Annotated in this window: 13 protein-coding genes; 5 read left to right on the top strand and 8 right to left on the bottom strand. The window is 69.6% G+C overall.

The genetic code is table 11. The annotated features are described in order from the left end of the window. Positions 1–54: 54 nt before the first annotated feature. From serA to ACFU5K_RS24085, 6 genes are all read right to left on the bottom strand, one after another. A complete protein-coding gene (gene serA / locus ACFU5K_RS24110) occupies positions 55–1,647 on the bottom strand; it encodes a phosphoglycerate dehydrogenase (RefSeq protein WP_384065152.1) in 1,593 nt (530 codons plus the stop codon). A gap of 304 nt (positions 1,648–1,951) precedes the next feature. Continuing rightward, a complete protein-coding gene (gene ilvC, locus ACFU5K_RS24105; protein WP_384065150.1) occupies positions 1,952–2,950 on the bottom strand; it encodes a ketol-acid reductoisomerase in 999 nt (332 codons plus the stop codon). A 106-nt stretch (positions 2,951–3,056) separates the two neighbouring features. Further along, positions 3,057–3,584 (bottom strand): acetolactate synthase small subunit, encoded by a 528-nt coding sequence (ilvN, locus tag ACFU5K_RS24100; protein ID WP_384065148.1) that lies wholly within the window; start codon positions 3,582–3,584, stop codon positions 3,057–3,059. 22 nt (positions 3,585–3,606) lie between these two features. Next, positions 3,607–5,478: an acetolactate synthase large subunit gene (locus ACFU5K_RS24095; protein WP_384065146.1), complete on the bottom strand. Its 1,872-nt coding sequence runs from the start codon at positions 5,476–5,478 to the stop codon at positions 3,607–3,609. A 216-nt stretch (positions 5,479–5,694) separates the two neighbouring features. Then, positions 5,695–8,523, bottom strand: a complete 2,829-nt coding sequence (locus ACFU5K_RS24090; protein WP_384065144.1) for a putative bifunctional diguanylate cyclase/phosphodiesterase — start codon at positions 8,521–8,523, stop codon at positions 5,695–5,697. A 264-nt stretch (positions 8,524–8,787) separates the two neighbouring features. Then, positions 8,788–9,738, bottom strand: coding sequence for a 2-hydroxyacid dehydrogenase (locus ACFU5K_RS24085; RefSeq protein ID WP_384065142.1), 951 nt, complete (start codon positions 9,736–9,738; stop codon positions 8,788–8,790). A 94-nt stretch (positions 9,739–9,832) separates the two neighbouring features. Here ACFU5K_RS24085 and ACFU5K_RS24080 point away from each other — a divergent pair, with 94 nt between their 5' ends. Then, complete coding sequence (locus ACFU5K_RS24080) at positions 9,833–10,825, top strand: aldo/keto reductase (protein ID WP_384065140.1); 993 nt, start codon at positions 9,833–9,835, stop codon at positions 10,823–10,825. Between the two features lie 106 nt (positions 10,826–10,931). After that, on the top strand, positions 10,932–12,116 hold the full coding sequence (locus tag ACFU5K_RS24075) for a PQQ-dependent sugar dehydrogenase (protein WP_384065138.1): 1,185 nt from the start codon (positions 10,932–10,934) through the stop codon (positions 12,114–12,116). Between the two features lie 383 nt (positions 12,117–12,499). Here the strand turns inward: ACFU5K_RS24075 and ACFU5K_RS24070 are convergent, their stop codons facing one another. Further along, positions 12,500–13,096, bottom strand: a complete 597-nt coding sequence (locus ACFU5K_RS24070) for a TetR/AcrR family transcriptional regulator (RefSeq protein WP_384065136.1) — start codon at positions 13,094–13,096, stop codon at positions 12,500–12,502. A 62-nt stretch (positions 13,097–13,158) separates the two neighbouring features. Between ACFU5K_RS24070 and ACFU5K_RS24065 the strand changes: the two genes are divergently transcribed. From ACFU5K_RS24065 to ACFU5K_RS24055, 3 genes are all read left to right on the top strand, one after another. Then, entirely contained in the window at positions 13,159–14,064 is a 906-nt protein-coding gene (locus ACFU5K_RS24065; RefSeq protein WP_384065134.1) for an NAD(P)H-binding protein, read from the top strand. A 54-nt stretch (positions 14,065–14,118) separates the two neighbouring features. Further along, a complete protein-coding gene (locus ACFU5K_RS24060) occupies positions 14,119–14,607 on the top strand; it encodes a helix-turn-helix domain-containing protein (RefSeq protein WP_384065132.1) in 489 nt (162 codons plus the stop codon). Between the two features lie 725 nt (positions 14,608–15,332). Beyond that, on the top strand, positions 15,333–16,385 hold the full coding sequence (locus tag ACFU5K_RS24055) for a hypothetical protein (protein ID WP_384065130.1): 1,053 nt from the start codon (positions 15,333–15,335) through the stop codon (positions 16,383–16,385). A gap of 243 nt (positions 16,386–16,628) precedes the next feature. On the opposite strand, the gene ACFU5K_RS24050 is transcribed toward ACFU5K_RS24055, so the two are convergent. Then, on the bottom strand, positions 16,629–16,793 hold the full coding sequence (locus ACFU5K_RS24050; RefSeq protein WP_384065128.1) for a hypothetical protein: 165 nt from the start codon (positions 16,791–16,793) through the stop codon (positions 16,629–16,631). Between the last annotated feature and the right edge of the window lie 33 nt (positions 16,794–16,826).

Below are 16,826 nucleotides of genomic sequence, written 5' to 3'. Positions count from 1 at the left end.
CGGCGGACAGGTCTCGCTCTGTCCGCCGGGCGCAGTCGTACGTGCGGTATCCGGTCAGTCGGTGAGGTTCACCGAGCGGGCCGAGGCCGCGCCGATCTCCTCGGCGATGTCGGTCAGGACCGCCGGCGGGATGGTGTCGTCGACGGTGAGGACGACCAGCGCCTCGCCGCCCGCATCCCGGCGCGAGACCTGCATGCCGGCGATGTTCAGCCCGGCCTCGCCCAGGATCTTGCCGACCGCGCCGACGACGCCGGGACGGTCCTCGTAGCGCAGGACGACCATGTGGTCGGCGAGCGCCAGGTCGACGTCGTGCTCGCCGATGGCGACGATCTTCTGAAGGTGCTTGGGGCCGGCCAGCGTGCCGGAGACCGCGACCTCCTCGCCGCTCGACAGCGTGCCGCGCACGGTGACCACGTTTCGGTGGTCCGGCGACTCGGAGCTGGTGGTGAGGCGGACCTCGACACCCCGCTCCTGCGCGAACAGCGGGGCGTTGACGTAGCTGACGGTCTCGTCGACGACGTCCTCGAAGACGCCCTTGAGCGCCGAGAGTTCGAGCACCTTCACGTCGTGCTGGGTGATCTCGCCGTAGACCTCGACGTCGAGACGCGCCGCGACCTCGCCCGCGAGCGCGGTGAAGATACGGCCAAGCTTCTCGGCGAGCGGCAGTCCGGGACGCACGTCCTCGGCGATGACGCCGCCCTGGACGTTGACCGCGTCGGGGACGAGTTCACCGGCGAGCGCCAGGCGGACGGACCTGGCGACGGCGATACCGGCCTTCTCCTGCGCCTCGTCGGTGGAGGCACCGAGGTGCGGGGTGCAGACGACCTGGTCGAACTGGAACAGCGGGGAGTCCGTGCAGGGCTCCTTGGTGTAGACGTCCAGGCCCGCGCCGGCGACGCGACCCTCCTTGAGGGCGGAGGCGAGCGCCTCCTCGTCGACGATGCCGCCGCGGGCGGCGTTGACGATGCGCACCGAGGGCTTCACCTTGTGCAGCGCCTCGTCACCGATGAGGCCGAGCGTCTCGGGGGTCTTGGGCAGATGGACCGTGATGAAGTCGGAGACCTCGAGCAGCTCGTCCAGCGTGAGGAGCTTGACGCCCATCTGCGCGGCACGCGCGGGCTGCACGTAGGGGTCGTAGGCGACGATCTTCATGCCGAAGGCGGACATGCGCTGCGCGACCAGCACGCCGATGCGGCCGAGACCGACGACGCCGAGGGTCTTCTCACTGAGCTCGACCCCGGTGTACTTCGAGCGCTTCCACTCGCCTTTCTTCAGGGCGGTGTTGGCCTGGGGGATGTTGCGCGCTGTGGCGACGAGCAGGCCGCAGGCCAGCTCGGCGGCCGTGACGATGTTGGAGGTCGGGGCGTTGACGACCATCACGCCGGCCTTGGTGGCCGAGGCGACGTCGACGTTGTCCAGACCGACTCCCGCGCGGGCGACGACCTTGAGCTGCTTCGCGGCGGCGATGGCCTCGGCGTCGACCTTGGTGGCCGAACGCACCAGGATCGCGTCGACGTCGGCGATGGCGGGGAGGAGTTCGGCGCGGTCCGCGCCGTTGCAGTGCCGGATCTCGAAATCCGGACCCAGGGCGTCGACCGTGGCGGGCGACAGCTCTTCGGCGATGAGTACGACAGGTTTCGAGCTCACGTGTGTCCTCACAAGTCCAGTGCGGACGGCCGTCCCGACGGCCGCAGGCGGTGGAGGGGCTAGCCGCGTGGAAGACGCACGACACTGTGGGCCCTGACGCGTGTATGGGTTGAGGGGAAGTGTAGTCATGCGGCCGGGCGCCGGCAGCGCCCTGATGGAAGGATCACCCGCACGAGGTCGGACGGTCTGTACAGGCGTACGGTGCCGTTCCGGCCACCCACCTCTCCCCCGCAGTGACACGGGGAGTGAGGTGCTGCCGTGCACGCCCGGGGCGGACCCTCGCGGGCCCGCCCCGGGAGGGAACTCAGGCTTCCTCGTCGACCCAGCTCATGAGCTTGCGCAGCTCCCTGCCGGTGGTCTCCAGCAGGTGGTCGCTGTCGGCCTTCTTGTACTCGTTGTACTTGGGCAGGCCGTTGTGGTATTCGGCCATCCAGTTCTTGGCGAAGGTGCCGTCCTGGATCTCACCGAGGACCTTCTTCATCTCGGCCTTGGTGGCGTCCGTGATGATGCGCGGGCCGGTGATGTAGTCGCCCCACTCGGCGGTCTCCGAGATCGACCAGCGCATCTTCTCCAGGCCGCCCTCGTACATGAGGTCCACGATGAGCTTCAGCTCGTGGAGGCACTCGAAGTACGCGATCTCCGGCTGGTAGCCGGCCTCCGTCAGGGTCTCGAAACCGGCCTTGACCAGAGCGGCGGTGCCACCGCAGAGGACGGCCTGCTCACCGAACAGGTCGGTCTCGGTCTCCTCGGTGAAGGTCGTCTTGATGACGCCGGCGCGGGTGCCGCCGATTCCCTTCGCGTAGCTGAGGGCGAGCTCCAGGCCCTTGCCCGAGGCGTCCTGCTCGACGGCCACGATGCACGGGACGCCGCGGCCCTCCTCGTACTGACGGCGGACCAGGTGGCCGGGGCCCTTCGGGGCGACCATGCAGACGTCGACGTTGGCCGGCGGCTTGATGAAGTCGAAGCGGATGTTCAGGCCGTGGCCGAAGAACAGCGCGTCGCCGTCCTTGAGGTTGTCCTTGACGGACTCCTCGTACACCTGGGCCTGGATCGGGTCCGGGACGAGGATCATGATGACGTCGGCCTCGGCCGCGGCCTCGGACGGGGTGACCACGCGCAGGCCCTGCTCCTCGGCCTTGGCCTTGGACTTCGAACCCTCGTGCAGACCAACTCGGACGTCGACACCCGAGTCACGCAGCGACAGCGCGTGGGCGTGGCCCTGGCTGCCGTATCCGAGGACCGCGACCTTGCGGCCCTGGATGATGGACAGGTCGGCATCGTCGTCGTAGAACAGCTCGGCCACTGGGTCTTCTCCTTGGTGTGCAGGTGTTGCGTCCCACCGTACGGCGGGGTGCGTGGGATATGTTGCCGGGTCTCGCCATGCGAGCGGCGAGGCGACCCGTGAAGGGTTACGCCGTGCGGTCGAGTGCGCGCAGAGAACGGTCGGTGATCGAGCGCGCGCCGCGCCCTATGGCGATGGTGCCGGACTGGACGAGCTCCTTGATGCCGAACTGCTCCAGCATCTTGAGCATGGCCTCCAGCTTGTCGGAGCCCCCCGTCGCCTCGATCGTGACGGCCTCGGGAGAGACGTCGACGGTCTTGGCACGGAACAGCTGGACGATCTCGACGATCTGGGAGCGGGTCTCGTTGTCGGCGCGGACCTTCACCAGGACGAGCTCGCGCTGGATCGCCGCCGCGGGCTCGAGTTCGACGATCTTCAGCACGTTGACCAGCTTGTTGAGCTGCTTGGTCACCTGCTCCAGGGGCAGGCCCTCGACGTTCACGACGATGGTGATGCGTGAGATGTCGGGGTGTTCGGTGGTACCGACCGCGAGCGAGTCGATGTTGAAGCCGCGCCGGGAGAACAGAGCCGTGATCCGGGCGAGGACACCTGGCTTGTTCTCGACCAGGACGGAGAGCGTGTGCTTACTGGACATGGAGTCGGTCTCTCTCTGTCTCTCAGTCGTCTTCGTTGTCGCCGAAGTCGGGGCGGACACCGCGCGCCGCCATGACCTCGTCGTTGGAGGTTCCGGCGGCGACCATCGGCCACACCATCGCGTCCTCGTGGACGATGAAGTCGATGACGACCGGGCGGTCGTTGATCGCGTTGGCCTCGGCGATGACCTTGTCCAGGTCGGCCGGGTCCTCGCAGCGGATCGCGTAGCAGCCCATGGCCTCGGACAGCTTGACGAAGTCCGGCACTCGCGTGCCCTTGGCGGGGACGCCGTCCGTGTCCGCACCTGAGTGCAGCACGGTGTTGGAGTAGCGCTGGTTGTAGAACAGGGTCTGCCACTGGCGGACCATCCCGAGCGCGCCGTTGTTGATGATGGCGACCTTGATCGGGATGTTGTTGAGCGCGCAGGTGGTGAGTTCCTGGTTGGTCATCTGGAAGCAGCCGTCACCGTCGATCGCCCAGACGGCGCGCTCCGGCATGCCGGCCTTGGCACCCATCGCCGCCGGGACGGCGTACCCCATGGTCCCGGCACCGCCCGAGTTGAGCCAGGTGGCGGGCTGCTCGTACTGGATGAAGTGCGAGGCCCACATCTGGTGCTGGCCGACGCCCGCGGCGAAGATCGTCCCGTCGGGGGCGAGTTCACCGATGCGCTGGATGACCTGCTGCGGCGAGAGGCTGCCGTCGTCCGGCAGGTCGTAGCCGACCGGGTAGGTGTCGCGCCAGCGGTCGAGGTCCTTCCACCACGCCGCGTACCTGTCCTGGGCGGAGATCCCGGTCGTACCCGCGGTGTGCTCCGCCTGGACCGCCTGGACGAGGTCGGCGATGACCTCGCGGGCGTCCCCGACGATCGGGACGTCGGCGGCGCGGTTCTTACCGATCTCGGCCGGGTCGATGTCGGCATGGACGATCTTGGCGTACGGCGCGAAGCTGTCCAGCTTCCCGGTGACCCGGTCGTCGAACCTGGCTCCGAGCGCGACGATCAGGTCGGCCTTCTGGAGCGCGGTCACAGCGGTGACCGAACCGTGCATGCCGGGCATTCCCACGTGCAGCGGGTGACTGTCAGGGAAGGCTCCCAGCGCCATCAGGGTGGTGGTGACGGGCGCTCCGGTGAGCTCCGCCAGCACCTTCAGCTCGGCGGTGGCGCCGGCCTTGAGGACGCCGCCGCCGACGTACAGGACCGGGCGCTGCGCCTGCGTGATGAGCCGGGCGGCCTCGCGGATCTGCTTGGCGTGGGGCTTGGTGACCGGACGGTAGCCGGGCAGGTCCATCGTCGGCGGCCAGCTGAAGGTCGTCTTCGCCTGGAGGGCGTCCTTGGCGATGTCGACGAGGACCGGACCCGGGCGGCCGGTCGACGCGATATGGAAGGCCTCGGCGATGGTGTGCGCGATGTCCTCGGCGCGGGTGACCAGGAAGTTGTGCTTCGTGATCGGCATGGTGATGCCGCAGATGTCGGCTTCCTGGAAGGCGTCCGTACCGATGGCGGCGGAAGCCACCTGGCCGGTGATCGCGACCATCGCCACGGAGTCCATCGCGGCGTCGGCGATCGGGGTGACCAGGTTCGTGGCACCGGGGCCCGAGGTGACCATGCAGACCCCGACCTTGCCGGTGGCCTGGGCGTAACCGGTGGCCGCGTGGCCCGCCCCCTGCTCGTGACGGACGAGGATGTGCCGGACCCGGGTGGAGTCCATCAGCGGGTCGTACGCCGGGAGGATGCAGCCGCCGGGGAGGCCGAATACGGTGTCGGCCCCGACTTCCTCGAGAGAACGGATGAGGGACTGCGCGCCCGTGAGGTGCTCAACGGAGGCGGAGGACGGTCCGCCGTTACGGGCCCGCGGCTGCGGGTGCTGGGCCCCGGTGGCCTGCTCGGTCATCGGCATCTCTTCTCGAAGCTGAGGGTTTATGCGGTGTCTTTGTGGGGTTTTGAGAGTCCCGATGCAACAAAAAACCCCTCGTGCCGTGAGGCAAGCGAGGGGAGCGCGCCGGTGCGGTCTGCAGGGTTTCCAAGGAGTGACCCCGCTTCAGCCGACGCGCTTTCCAAGTACGAGAATTCGGGTGCGCATGGCATTGACCCTCTCTCCGGCACGCATTCGGTGTCAAGTGGGTGGGACGGGAGTCTCATCATGTGAGCGGCTCTGGAGCGGAATCGAGCCGCCCGCGAGCACCGGCCGAGCGGCAGACCCGACGCCCGGGACGGCGCACTTCCCGCGGATCAGCGTCCGCCGCAGTCGGTATTCGTCCAGCGGCCCGGCGAAGGCCATGCCCTGGCCGTGCGTGCACCCCATGGCGCGCAGGACCCGCACCTGCTCGGGCACGTCCACCCCGTCGGCCACGGACTGCATGCCGAGGTCGCCGGCGATGCGCAGGAGACCACTGGTGATCTTGTGGAGCCTGGCCGACTCGACCACGCCCTCCACCAGGCAGCGGTCCAGCTTCAGTACGTCGACGGGCAGCCGGCGCAGGGCGTTGACGGCGGCGTACCCGCTGCCGAAGCCGTCCAGCGCGATCCGTACGCCGAGGCGGCGCAGGGCTACCAGGCGCTGCTCCAGCTCGTCGAAGGAGATCCGGGGGTCACTGTCGGCCACCTCGATCATCAAGGCGCCGGACGGGAGCCCGTACCGGGTCAGGAGCGCCTCGACCGATCCCGGGGGGAGGGTCCGGTCCAGCAGCCGGGAGGCCGGGACACGCACGCATACGGAGACCGCGTGCCCGGCACCGGCGCGTTCGGCGGCCTGCTCGACGGCCTCCTCCAGGAGCCAGGTGCTGAGCTCGGCGGCGCGCTCGCCGTCCTCGGGCGCCCCGAGGAACTCGGCGGGGGTGAAGAGGATGCCCTGGGAGGAGCGCCACCGCGGCTGGGCGGCGACGGCCGCGACCGTCCCCGTGGCCAGATGGACGACGGGCTGGTGGAGCAGGGCGAACTCGCCGTCGCGCAGGGCGGTGCGCGTGCGTGCGGCCAGCTCGGACCGGCGCACGACATCGGCCTGCATCTGGGGTGCGTACAGCTCGACCCGGTCCTTGCCGCCGGCCTTCGCGCGGTACATGGCCAGGTCGGCGTTGCGCATGAGGTCCTTGGGCGTGATGGAGGGCTCGGCGAAGGCGACTCCGATGGAGGCGGCGACCCTGACGTCACCGGTGCCGATCCGGTACGGCTGGGAGAGCCTCAGGCGCAGCCGCTCGGCGATGTCATGAACCTGGCACTCCCTGGCTGCCTGGTCGCGGGTGCCGTCACCGACGATGAGCGCGGCGAACTCGTCGCCGCCCAGACGTGCCGCCGTGTCCGATGTGCGTACCGATTCCTGGAGCCGGCGGGCCGCCTGGACCAGGAGTTCGTCGCCTGCCTGGTGGCCGATGGAGTCGTTGACCGCCTTGAAGCCGTCGAGGTCGATGAAGAGCACCGCCGTGCCGGGGTCGCCGGCCCGCCGGCCGTCCAGCGCCCGGCCGACCCGGGCGGTGAAGAGGGACCGGTTGGGCAGGTCGGTGAGAGGGTCGTGCTCGGCGTTGTGCTGCAACTGCGCCTGCAGCCTGACCCGCTCGGTGACATCGCGGCTGTTGAGCAGCAGGCCGCCCTCGTGCCGGTTCACGGTCGACTCGACGTGCAGCCAGTCCCCCGTGCCCGACCGGAAGCGGCACTCGATACGGGTGGTGCGCGCGTCGCGTGACGGGACGGCGAGGAACCGCCTGAGTTCGTGGACCACTCCCCCGAGATCGTCGGGGTGGATGATCGACGCCAGCTCCGCACCGACGAGGTCCTCGGCGTCGCGTCGGTACACCCCGGCCGCCGCGGGACTGACGTAGCGCAGCACGCCGCTCGGCTCGGCGATCATGATGACGTCGCTGGAACCCTGCACCAGGGAACGGAAGTAGTTCTCCTTCTGGACCAGTTCATGGGCGAGTGCGATGTTGTCGAGGAGCATGATGGCCTGCCGCACCACCAGGGCGAGCACCACCGTGCAGCCGGTGAGGACGACGACACGGTCGACCCTGCGGCCCTCGACCACGTTGTACAGGATGCCGAGGGTGCACACCGCCGCCGCGAGGTACGGCGTGAGCGCGGCCAGCGAACCGGTGATGGGGCGGCTCACGGGCCACGGCTCCGGGCCGGGTTCGACAGCGTTGTCCTCGTCGCTGTGGGCCCCCCAGGGTGCGTAGGCGAGGAGCAGGGAACCGGCGAACCAACCCGCGTCAAGGAGCTGTCCGGAGGTGTACGCCGAGCGCAGCAGCGGTGCGGTGAACAGCGCGTCGCACAGCACGGTCAGCGCGAGGCCCGCGATGGCCGTGTTCACGGCGGAGCGGTTGACGTTGACCCGCCGGAAGTGCAGCGCGAGGACCATGGAGACCAGCACGATGTCGAGCAGCGGATAGGCGAGCGAGAGCGCCGCCCTCGCGACACTCTCCCCCGCCGCGTTCACGACGTGGGCGGTATGGGCGAGCGCCAGGCTCCAGGAGAGCGTCAGGAGGGACCCGCCGATCAGCCAGGCGTCCAGCACGAGGCAGACCCAGCCCGCCCGGGTCACCGGCCGCTTGGCGAGGACGAGCAGACCGACGATGGCGGGCGGCGCGAAACAGAGGAAGAAGAGATCGGCCGGCGAGGGGGAGGGCACCGCGCGGCCCAGCACCACCTCGTACCACCCCCAGACCGCGTTCCCGCCTGCGGCCATCGCGGAGGAGAGGGAGAAGAGCAGCCAGGCGGGCCGGAACCGGGCGTCGCCGGCCCGGGCGTAGAGGAAGCACGAGACGGCGGCGATCAGCGCCGCCACACTGAGGCCGAAGTCCCCCATGAACAGCGCGGCCCGGGGCGATCCCCAGCCGACGGCGGCCCCCACCCCGTACCCGGCGCAGAGTGCGGCGAGGGCGAGTTGGGCACGCAGCCCTCTGGTGCGGCCCGTGGCAGGCTGCCGGGCGAGCAGGGCACCGAGGGCGCTCACCGGGGAACTCCGCGGGCGGGACCGGGCGCCCTCGGCACCGGCCGCTCCCGTCGGCCTCGCAGCGTCGGATCGTCTCTCCACTGGCCGCACATCGCCCGTCGCCCCCTCGCGTTCGGCTCACTCCCCGGCGCCGTCCCTTCCACGGCGCAGCCCTGTTGTGGACGATACACCAGAGTCGTCACTCAGGGACATAGCTTCTCTACTCTCCGTTACCACCTGGGGTGTTGTGCGAACTCCGGCGGTCCGGTCCTTCCCCTCGGGTGGTCAGCCGGTCGTACGCACGAGGTTGGCGACCTGCTCCCCGGCGGCGTACCGGCTGAGCTGTCCGGCCAGCAACCGCTTGGCACGGGGCAGGAACGCGGAGGTGCTGCCGCCCACATGAGGGGTGATGAGGGTGTGGGGAGCATGCCAGAGCGGGTGGCCGGCGGGCAGGGGTTCCGGGTCGGTGACGTCGAGCGCGGCACGCAGGCGTCCGGCCTCGAGTTCGGACAGCAGGGCCGCGGTGTCGACGACACCTCCCCTGGCGACGTTCACGAGGAGCGCTCCGTCGCGCATCGAGGCGAGGAACCCGGGTCCCACCAGCCCTTGTGTGGAAGGGTTCAGCGGGGTGGACAGGATGACGACGTCGGCCTCGGGCAGCAGCGCCGGAAGGTCCTCGATCGCGTGCACGGGACCGCGCCCGGTGGTCCGTGCCGAGCGTGCGACGCGCACCACCCGCGCGCACTCGAAGGGTTCGAGCCGGTCCTCGATGGCGGCACCGATCGATCCGTAGCCCACCACGAGGACGGTCTTGTCGGCGAGGGCCGGATAGAAACCCGACCGCCATTCCTCCTTCTCCTGGCCGTGCACGAAGCCGGGGAACCCGCGGAGCGAGGCGAGGATCAGGGCCAGCGCCAGCTCGGCGGTCGAAGCCTCGTGCACTCCCTTGGCGTTGCACAGCCGTACCCCGGCGGGCAGCAGACCGAGTCCGGACTCGACGTGGTCTATGCCCGCCGAGAGGGTCTGGACGACCTCGACCCGGCCCATCTCCCCCAGCGGACGGACCGCGACCTCCTGGCCCTTCATGTAGGGGACGACGTAGAACGCGCAGTCGGAGGGGTCCGCCGGATAGTCCGGGCCTCCGTCCCAGAAGCGGTAGTCGAGGACCTCGGGGAGTCCGTCGATCTCATGGGCGGCGAAGGGCAGCCATACGTCGTTGGCCTTTGCGGAAGTCATGGTCAGGAGGCTATGCGAAGGCTCCGCCACGGCAGAGGTTACTTTGGGGTGCTGGTGGTCCCATGATCGCGCAGCCTAGGGAGGGTTCGGGGAGTTGGAGCGCAGGACTATCGGTGCGGCGGCCTTGTCCGTGGGGGCGGTCGGGCTGGGCTGTATGCCGATGAGCTGGGCCTACAGCACGTCGCAGCAGCGCGGTGACCGCTCGGTGCGGACCGTGCTCGCCGCCCTGGACGCAGGCGTCCGACTGCTCGACACGGCGGACATGTACGGCCCCTTCACCAACGAACTGCTGCTCGGGCGGGCGCTCAAGGGCCGCAGGTCCGAGGCGTTCCTCTCCACCAAGTGCGGTCTGCTCGTGGGGGATCAGCACGTCGTGGCCAACGGCCGCCCGGGGTACGTGCGCCGGGCCTGCGACGCCTCGCTCCGGCGGCTGCAGACCGATGTGATCGACCTCTACCAGCTGCACCGGGCGGATCCCGAGGTGCCGGTGGAGGAGACCTGGGGTGCGATGGCGGATCTGGTGACCGCGGGCAAGGTGCGGGCGCTGGGACTGTGCGCCGTGGGAGCCCGGGCCGGCCGGAGGTCCGGCGCCCGGATGCACGACGGGACGATCCGGCAGCTGGAGCGTGTGCAGCAGGTCTTTCCCGTCAGCGCCGTCCAGGCCGAGCTCTCGGTCTGGTCGCCCCAGGCGCTGGACGACCTGCTGCCCTGGTGCGCGGCGCGGGGTGTGGGTGTGCTGGCCGCGATGCCGCTGGGGAGCGGCTATCTGACGGGAACGCTCAAGCCCGGCCACGGCTTCGAGCCGGACGACCCACGGGCCAGGCACCCCCGGTTCACCTCGGAGATGATGGCGGCCAACCAGCCGGTGGTGGCGGGGCTGCGGCGGATCGCGGAGCGGCACGGCGCCACTCCCGCACAGGTGGCGCTGGCCTGGGTCCTGCGGCAGGGTCGCCACGTGGTACCCGTACCCGGAGCGAAGCGCGAGGAGTGGGCGGTGGAGAACGCCGCGGCGGCCGGACTGGCGCTCACGGACCAGGATCTCGTGGAGATCGCCGGGCTGCCGCGAGCCCGGGGCTCGTGGGACTGACTCGTGGGACCGGCCCGGCGGCGGAAGAACTGGCGGAGACCGGGAACCCCTGAGGACGGAGCGGTGTAAGAACAGTAGTCGTGCGACCGTCGAAAGGATCGGTGCTGTGCAAAGTCCCGCGCTGCGCAAGGGGGTGGTGGCCGTGCTCGCCTCGGCGTCCCTCCTGCTGTCCGCCTGCTCGTCCGACGACGGCCCGGCGGTCGGCGAAGGTCCCCCCTCCCCGTCCGCCACGGGCACCGCTTCCACTTCCCCGGCCTCGAAGAGCCCTTCGCCCGACCTGCCGCCGGCCAGGGGCTCGGTCGAGGTGGTGAAGACGCTCACCGAGGGGCTCGCGTCCCCCTGGGGCCTGGCCGCGCTGCCGGGCGGAGACCTGCTCGTGGCTTCGCGCGACGACGCTACGATCACGCGGATCGACGGGGAGAGCGGCGGGAAGACCCTGCTGGGTTCGGTGCCCGGGGTCGCACCGTCGGGTGAAGGCGGCCTGTTGGGCCTGGCCGTCGCCCCCACCTTCGGCGCGGACCACCTGATCTACGCGTACTTCACCACCGAGTCGGACAACCGCATCGCCCGAATGCAGTACGACGAGAAGAAGCCCGCCGGCCGGCAGCTGGGAGCTCCGGACACCATCCTGCGGGGCATTCCGAAGGGCTCCATCCACAACGGCGGACGCATCGCGTTCGGTCCGGACCGCATGTTGTACGCCGGCACGGGCGAGACGGGCGACACGGGCCTCGCGCAGGACAAGGCCTCGCTCGCCGGCAAGATCCTGCGGATGACGCCGGACGGCGAGCCGGTGCACGGCAACCCCGAGGGCGATTCGCTGGTGTATTCCTACGGCCACCGTAATGTGCAGGGCCTGGCCTGGGACGGCGGGAGGCAGCTCTGGGCCTCTGAATTCGGCCAGAACACCTGGGACGAGCTGAATCGGATCGAGCCAGGAAAGAACTACGGCTGGCCGGAGGTGGAGGGGAAGAAGGACGAGTCCGGGTTCGTCGACCCGGTGGCCCAGTGGAAGACGTCCGAGGCCTCCCCGAGCGGCACCGCCTATGCCGAAGGATCGATCTGGATGGCGGGGCTGCGCGGCGAGCGGCTCTGGCGGATCCCTCTTTCCGGCAAGCCCGGCGGCGAACCGCTGGCTGCTCCCCAGGCGTTCCTCGACGGCAAGTACGGCCGACTGCGCACGGTGCTGGCAGCGGGCGGTGACAAGCTGTGGCTGGTCACGAGCAACACGGACGGCCGGGGCACCCCGAAGCCGGGTGACGACCGGATCCTGCTCCTGAAGGTGCGGTAGCCGCCGCCGGGCGGCTCGGGTCAGCGTTTCGGTGAGCGCGGCGAGTTCACCGGTTCGGCCGACGAAGACGGGGCTGACGGTGTTTGGGCTCCACGTCGCCGAGCATCGCATACGCGTGCGACTTAGTGGTCGGCGCTGGAGATCTTTCGGGGGTTGCCTGCACTGTTGTGGTGTAGGGGTCAGTTCAGATTCCCACCGGCGTCCACCTGATGGCGAGCTATCTGGCCGCGCCCCGGCACCTTCCGTGGCTACTGGATCGCGACCATGCCGGCGACCTGTCTCCGACGAGGCGGTGACCGCCAGCATCCGCAGAAGCGGCCTGGCTGGGCCCGTGGCAACGCGTGTACCGGGCCGCGGAGCTTCTTTGAGCGGGGCGTCGCCTGTCACCGCAGTTGGTTGAATGCCTGGTCGGCGTCCCCTACGGCCTCGGGGTGGACGTCGTGGGCGGTTCGACCGTCGGCGATCTTCTGCCAGTTGGCCCGGGCGAGCACCCGTTGGACCGCGAGTACCTGGGCGGCTCGCAGGCGTGCTTGGATGCCTTCGCCGAGAGCGTCCGCCAGTGCCTCCTCGTCCTCGAGTTGGTACCGGGTGAGCCGTCCCGCCAGGCTCGGTGTGGTGAACACCAGCTGATGGAACGCCACCACCTCGGGATGATCGTTGAGGCCGGTGACGGGGTCGTACCGGTCGAGGCCGGCCCGGAAGTGCCGGTGCAGCGCCGTCACCGGCTTGAGGCCGGGCCTGCGGGCACGTACGACACGGGCCGCCTCGCCCAGGTGGTCCGCGAACCGGTGCAGCACCAGGTCTTCCTTGGTGGGGAAGTACCGGAAGAGGGTCGGCTTGGAGATGTCGGCCGCTGCGGCGATGTCGTTGACTGAGACGCGGTCGAATCCGTGCTCCAGGAACAGCGAGACGGCCGCGTCGCCGATGGCCTCGCGCGTCCGCGCCTTCTTGCGGGCCCGCAGTCCCGTCGGCTCGCTCATCTGACCACCATAACATTCGTGACTGAGTTGCGTTTTTAACCGAGTAACGTTTTCATGGCGGCATGAATCAGCCAGACATCCCTCCTGTGCTCGTCACCGGGGCGACGGGCCGAGTCGGCGGCGTCGTCATCGACCAGCTTCTCGACGCCGGCGTGCTGGTCCGCGCCCTCACGCATCGCTCCGAGGCGGCGGCGACGCTGCCGGCGAAGGTCGAGGTCTTCACAGGCGACCTCACCGTGCCCGAATCGCTCGACCCGGCATTGAGTGGTGCCGGTGCTGTCTTCTTCGTCTGGACCGCCCCGCCTCAGACCGCCGCGGCTGTCGTCGAGCGGATGGCAGCCCACGTGCGGCGGGTCGTCTTCCTCTCCTCCCCGCACCAGACACCACACCCCTTCTTCCAGCAGCCCAATCCCATGGCAGCGATGCACGCCGACATCGAGCGGCTCATCGCGGCCACCGGACTCGAGTCGACGATCATCCGGCCGGGGATGCTCGCGTCGAACTCGCTGGCCTGGTGGGCGCCCGCGATCCGGGCCGGCGAGGCCGTCCGGTGGCCTTACGGCGCTGCCGAGACTGCACCGGTCGACGACCGCGACGTCGCAGCTGTCGCGGCGCGGACGCTCTATCAGGACGGATACGTCGGAGGCGACTACGTCCTTACCGGTCCCGAGTCGCTGACCCAAGCCGCGCAGGTGAGCGTCATCGGTGACGCCCTGGGGCGCCGCATCGCATTCGAGGAGATGACGCCGGACGAGTTCCGGAGCCTGTCGGAGGGCACGGCGCCCAGTTCGGTCGTTGACATGCTGCTCGCCGCGTGGAGCGCGGCGGTCGGACAGCCCGCGTACGTCACCACTGCGGTTGCGGACATCCTCGGAACGGCGCCGCGAACGTTTCGCCAGTGGGCCGCCGACCACGCCACCGCGTTCACGGAGAGTTCGGACGGTTCGGAGGGTTCGGAGGGTTCGTAACCTCACGTCAGGCTGCGGTCCCTTGGATCCGCTCCCCCGATCGGTCTGCCCACCATGCCCGTTGCCCTCGCCCGCCCGATCCCCTTGACCAACGCCGAACGCGAGCGGTTGAAGAAGTCGGCCTACGGCCACAAGACCCCCTATCGGACCCGGCAGCGGGCCGCGATCGTGCTGCACGCGGCACGGGGGCGGGCCAACGCGCGCATCGCCCGGGAGACCGGCATGCACCTGGACACCGTGCGGACCTGGCGGGGCCGGTTCGCCGACGGCGGGCCGCCGGCCCTGGTCGACCGCAAGCGCTCCGGGCGCCCGGCCCGTTTCACTCCAGTGCAGGTCGCCGAGGCCAAGGCGCTGGCCTGCCAGTTACCCGCCGAGACCGGCGTGCCGCTGTCGCGCTGGTCCTGCCCGGAGCTGGCCGCCGAGCTGACCGCGCGCGGGATCACACTCCGGGCCGGGCCCGGGCGATGCGCGTCAACCACGAGTACGGCCGCGGCGGCGCGCTGGCCTAACTGGCCGAGAACGGCGGGCAGCGGGGTGGGGTAAACGCCGTCGCGCACGATCGCCAGGAGCTGCTTCAACGGTGGGCGCTGATGATCATCGGTCTGCCGGTGGCAGGAGGCCTCTGCGGCTGGATCATCGCCGTGCTGCAGGAACGCACGGCCTCTCTGCCCGCGGCCAGAGGCGCCTTGACCGGGACGCTCCCTCTGTGGGTCCCGGGCACCGTGTCGTTCGTCAGCACGCTCGGGAGGCCTACGAGCCCGTAGCTCCCAACGACGCCCGGACGGCCATCAATGCAGCTTGCTGACAAAGGACTTGTCAGAGCGGGGAGGCGGGAGGCGGTGACCTGCCCGTCCTACGCGCGCGGTCGGCCCAGGCTCACCGACTCGGCCGAGGGCTGACTGCGGCCGAATCGCCGGTCGTAGTCGTAGTCGTTGCCGTTCACCTCGGCCCTCCCTGTGACGTGCGGTCCAGCCCAGCCCTGCAGGGTGCCTTCTCGGCGAGCCGGTGTCAGAACAAGTGGACCTCTTGCCTGCTTTGTCTCATGATCTTAGGAAATTGACCCATCAAGCACATGTATGATGTTCGTCATCCACATGCCCTTCGGGCGGCGTCATGCCTGCCCGGACCTGGGGGCTCAAGCGCGCGACGATCGGTTCCCGCCCGCGTCGCGCACGCTCAGTTCGCAAGCCGTTGAGGCTCGGCGGGACCGGAAGGTAGTATTGATGCGCTCCAGAGGAGCAACAGGAAAGGCGCGACCGTCTTCGCGCGTGCGGAACGTGGTGCGGGTGGTGGGCATCGCCCTGCTGTCCGCGCTGACGCTCATCATCGGAACCGGGACATCAGCTTTCGCGGCGCAGCCCGGTGAGGAGTCCAACTGGCACCAGCAGTTCGAGAACGGTGCGCCGTTGCGGCACCGGGGCTTCACGGAGACCCGGGACAGTTACGGACGCGTGCTCCAGGCGTGGCGGGGGTACGACAACAACAACATCTGGATATCCATCGACAACGGGCAGCCCTACGCGTTTCCGAGCGCCCAGTCGTACGCCACCCCGCAGATCATCTTCACGGCGTACGGCCCCCGGGTCTACCACACCGGCACTGATGGCCACATCTACTACGCCGGGTTCACCTACGACGCCTACCAGCACGTCACCACGTTCGGCAGCTGGCAGCAGGTCCCCAGCAATGTCGTCACACCGAACGACCAGTCGCCCTCGGTGACCCCGCTGTGGCACCCGGGGCAGGACACCACTGACCCTGACAACGGCGGCGAGTCGGTCTACCTGTCCTGGCGGGGTGTGAACAGCGCCCAGATCTACGGCTCCTACTTCTACGGCGTGGGTGCCAACAGGTATCCGAACAACTGGCACCTTCCCACGGCCATTCCCGGCGCCACGAGCAACGTCGCACCCGGCATCGCGTACAACCGGGCCTGGGGCCGCATCGTTCTCACCTGGGCGGGAGAGGACACGCACGTCTACGTCGCTTCCCAACTCATCGGCCACGGCGACTGGTCCGCTGCGGAGCGGGTCGGCTCCATGACGACCGTGACCAGGCCGGCCATCGCGCTGACCAACTCCGGTGCTGGGCAGATAGCAGTGATCCCCTACGCCAACGGGTGGAGCGGCGGAACCACGGAGCTCATCGACATCTACCGTGCCTCCGATCGTCCCTCGGGAGTCCTCTTCCTCCTGTGGACCGGTGAGATCACCGGAAACAACTGGGGGGACATCTTCCTGTCGGCCAATGGCACCGACGTCAACATGAATGCGACAACCTCGCAGCACTACGACTACTGGAAGCACTCAGGGTCGTTCTGATCCGCGCCAGTTGCGTTCCTGGTCGCGTTCGCCCGCACACGAGATCCGTCACGGACGGGCTCGCGTGCGGGCGAACGCCCTTCGCTCTCCCTGCGGTCGACCGGTCGATGGGCACTGGCCCCTCGGGGCCGACGAGGCGAGCACCTGACATCGAATGCCGACGGCCGTAGTCCGGGGCCTCGGGCTTCCGGGCGGACGCCGGGTGCCATGCACCGAAGCGCCCGGGAGCCGGGCTGAGGAAGATCAGCGCAGCGAGTCGTGCGGCTCCTCCCGGCGGACGATGCCGAGGCGCTGCGTCGCGCGGGTGAGCGCCACGTACAGATCGCTGGTCCCGAAACGTCCCGGCTCCACGTCCAGGACGTTGTCGAATTCCAGGCCCTTCGCCTCGCGGGGGCCGAGCAGCACCACGGGGGAGACCCCGAGACCTCAGACGGCACCTCG

Source organism: Streptomyces sp. NPDC057428, assembly GCF_042803195.1.
Lineage (GTDB): Bacteria > Actinomycetota > Actinomycetes > Streptomycetales > Streptomycetaceae > Streptomyces.
This window is presented reverse-complemented; position numbering and strand designations above follow the sequence as displayed.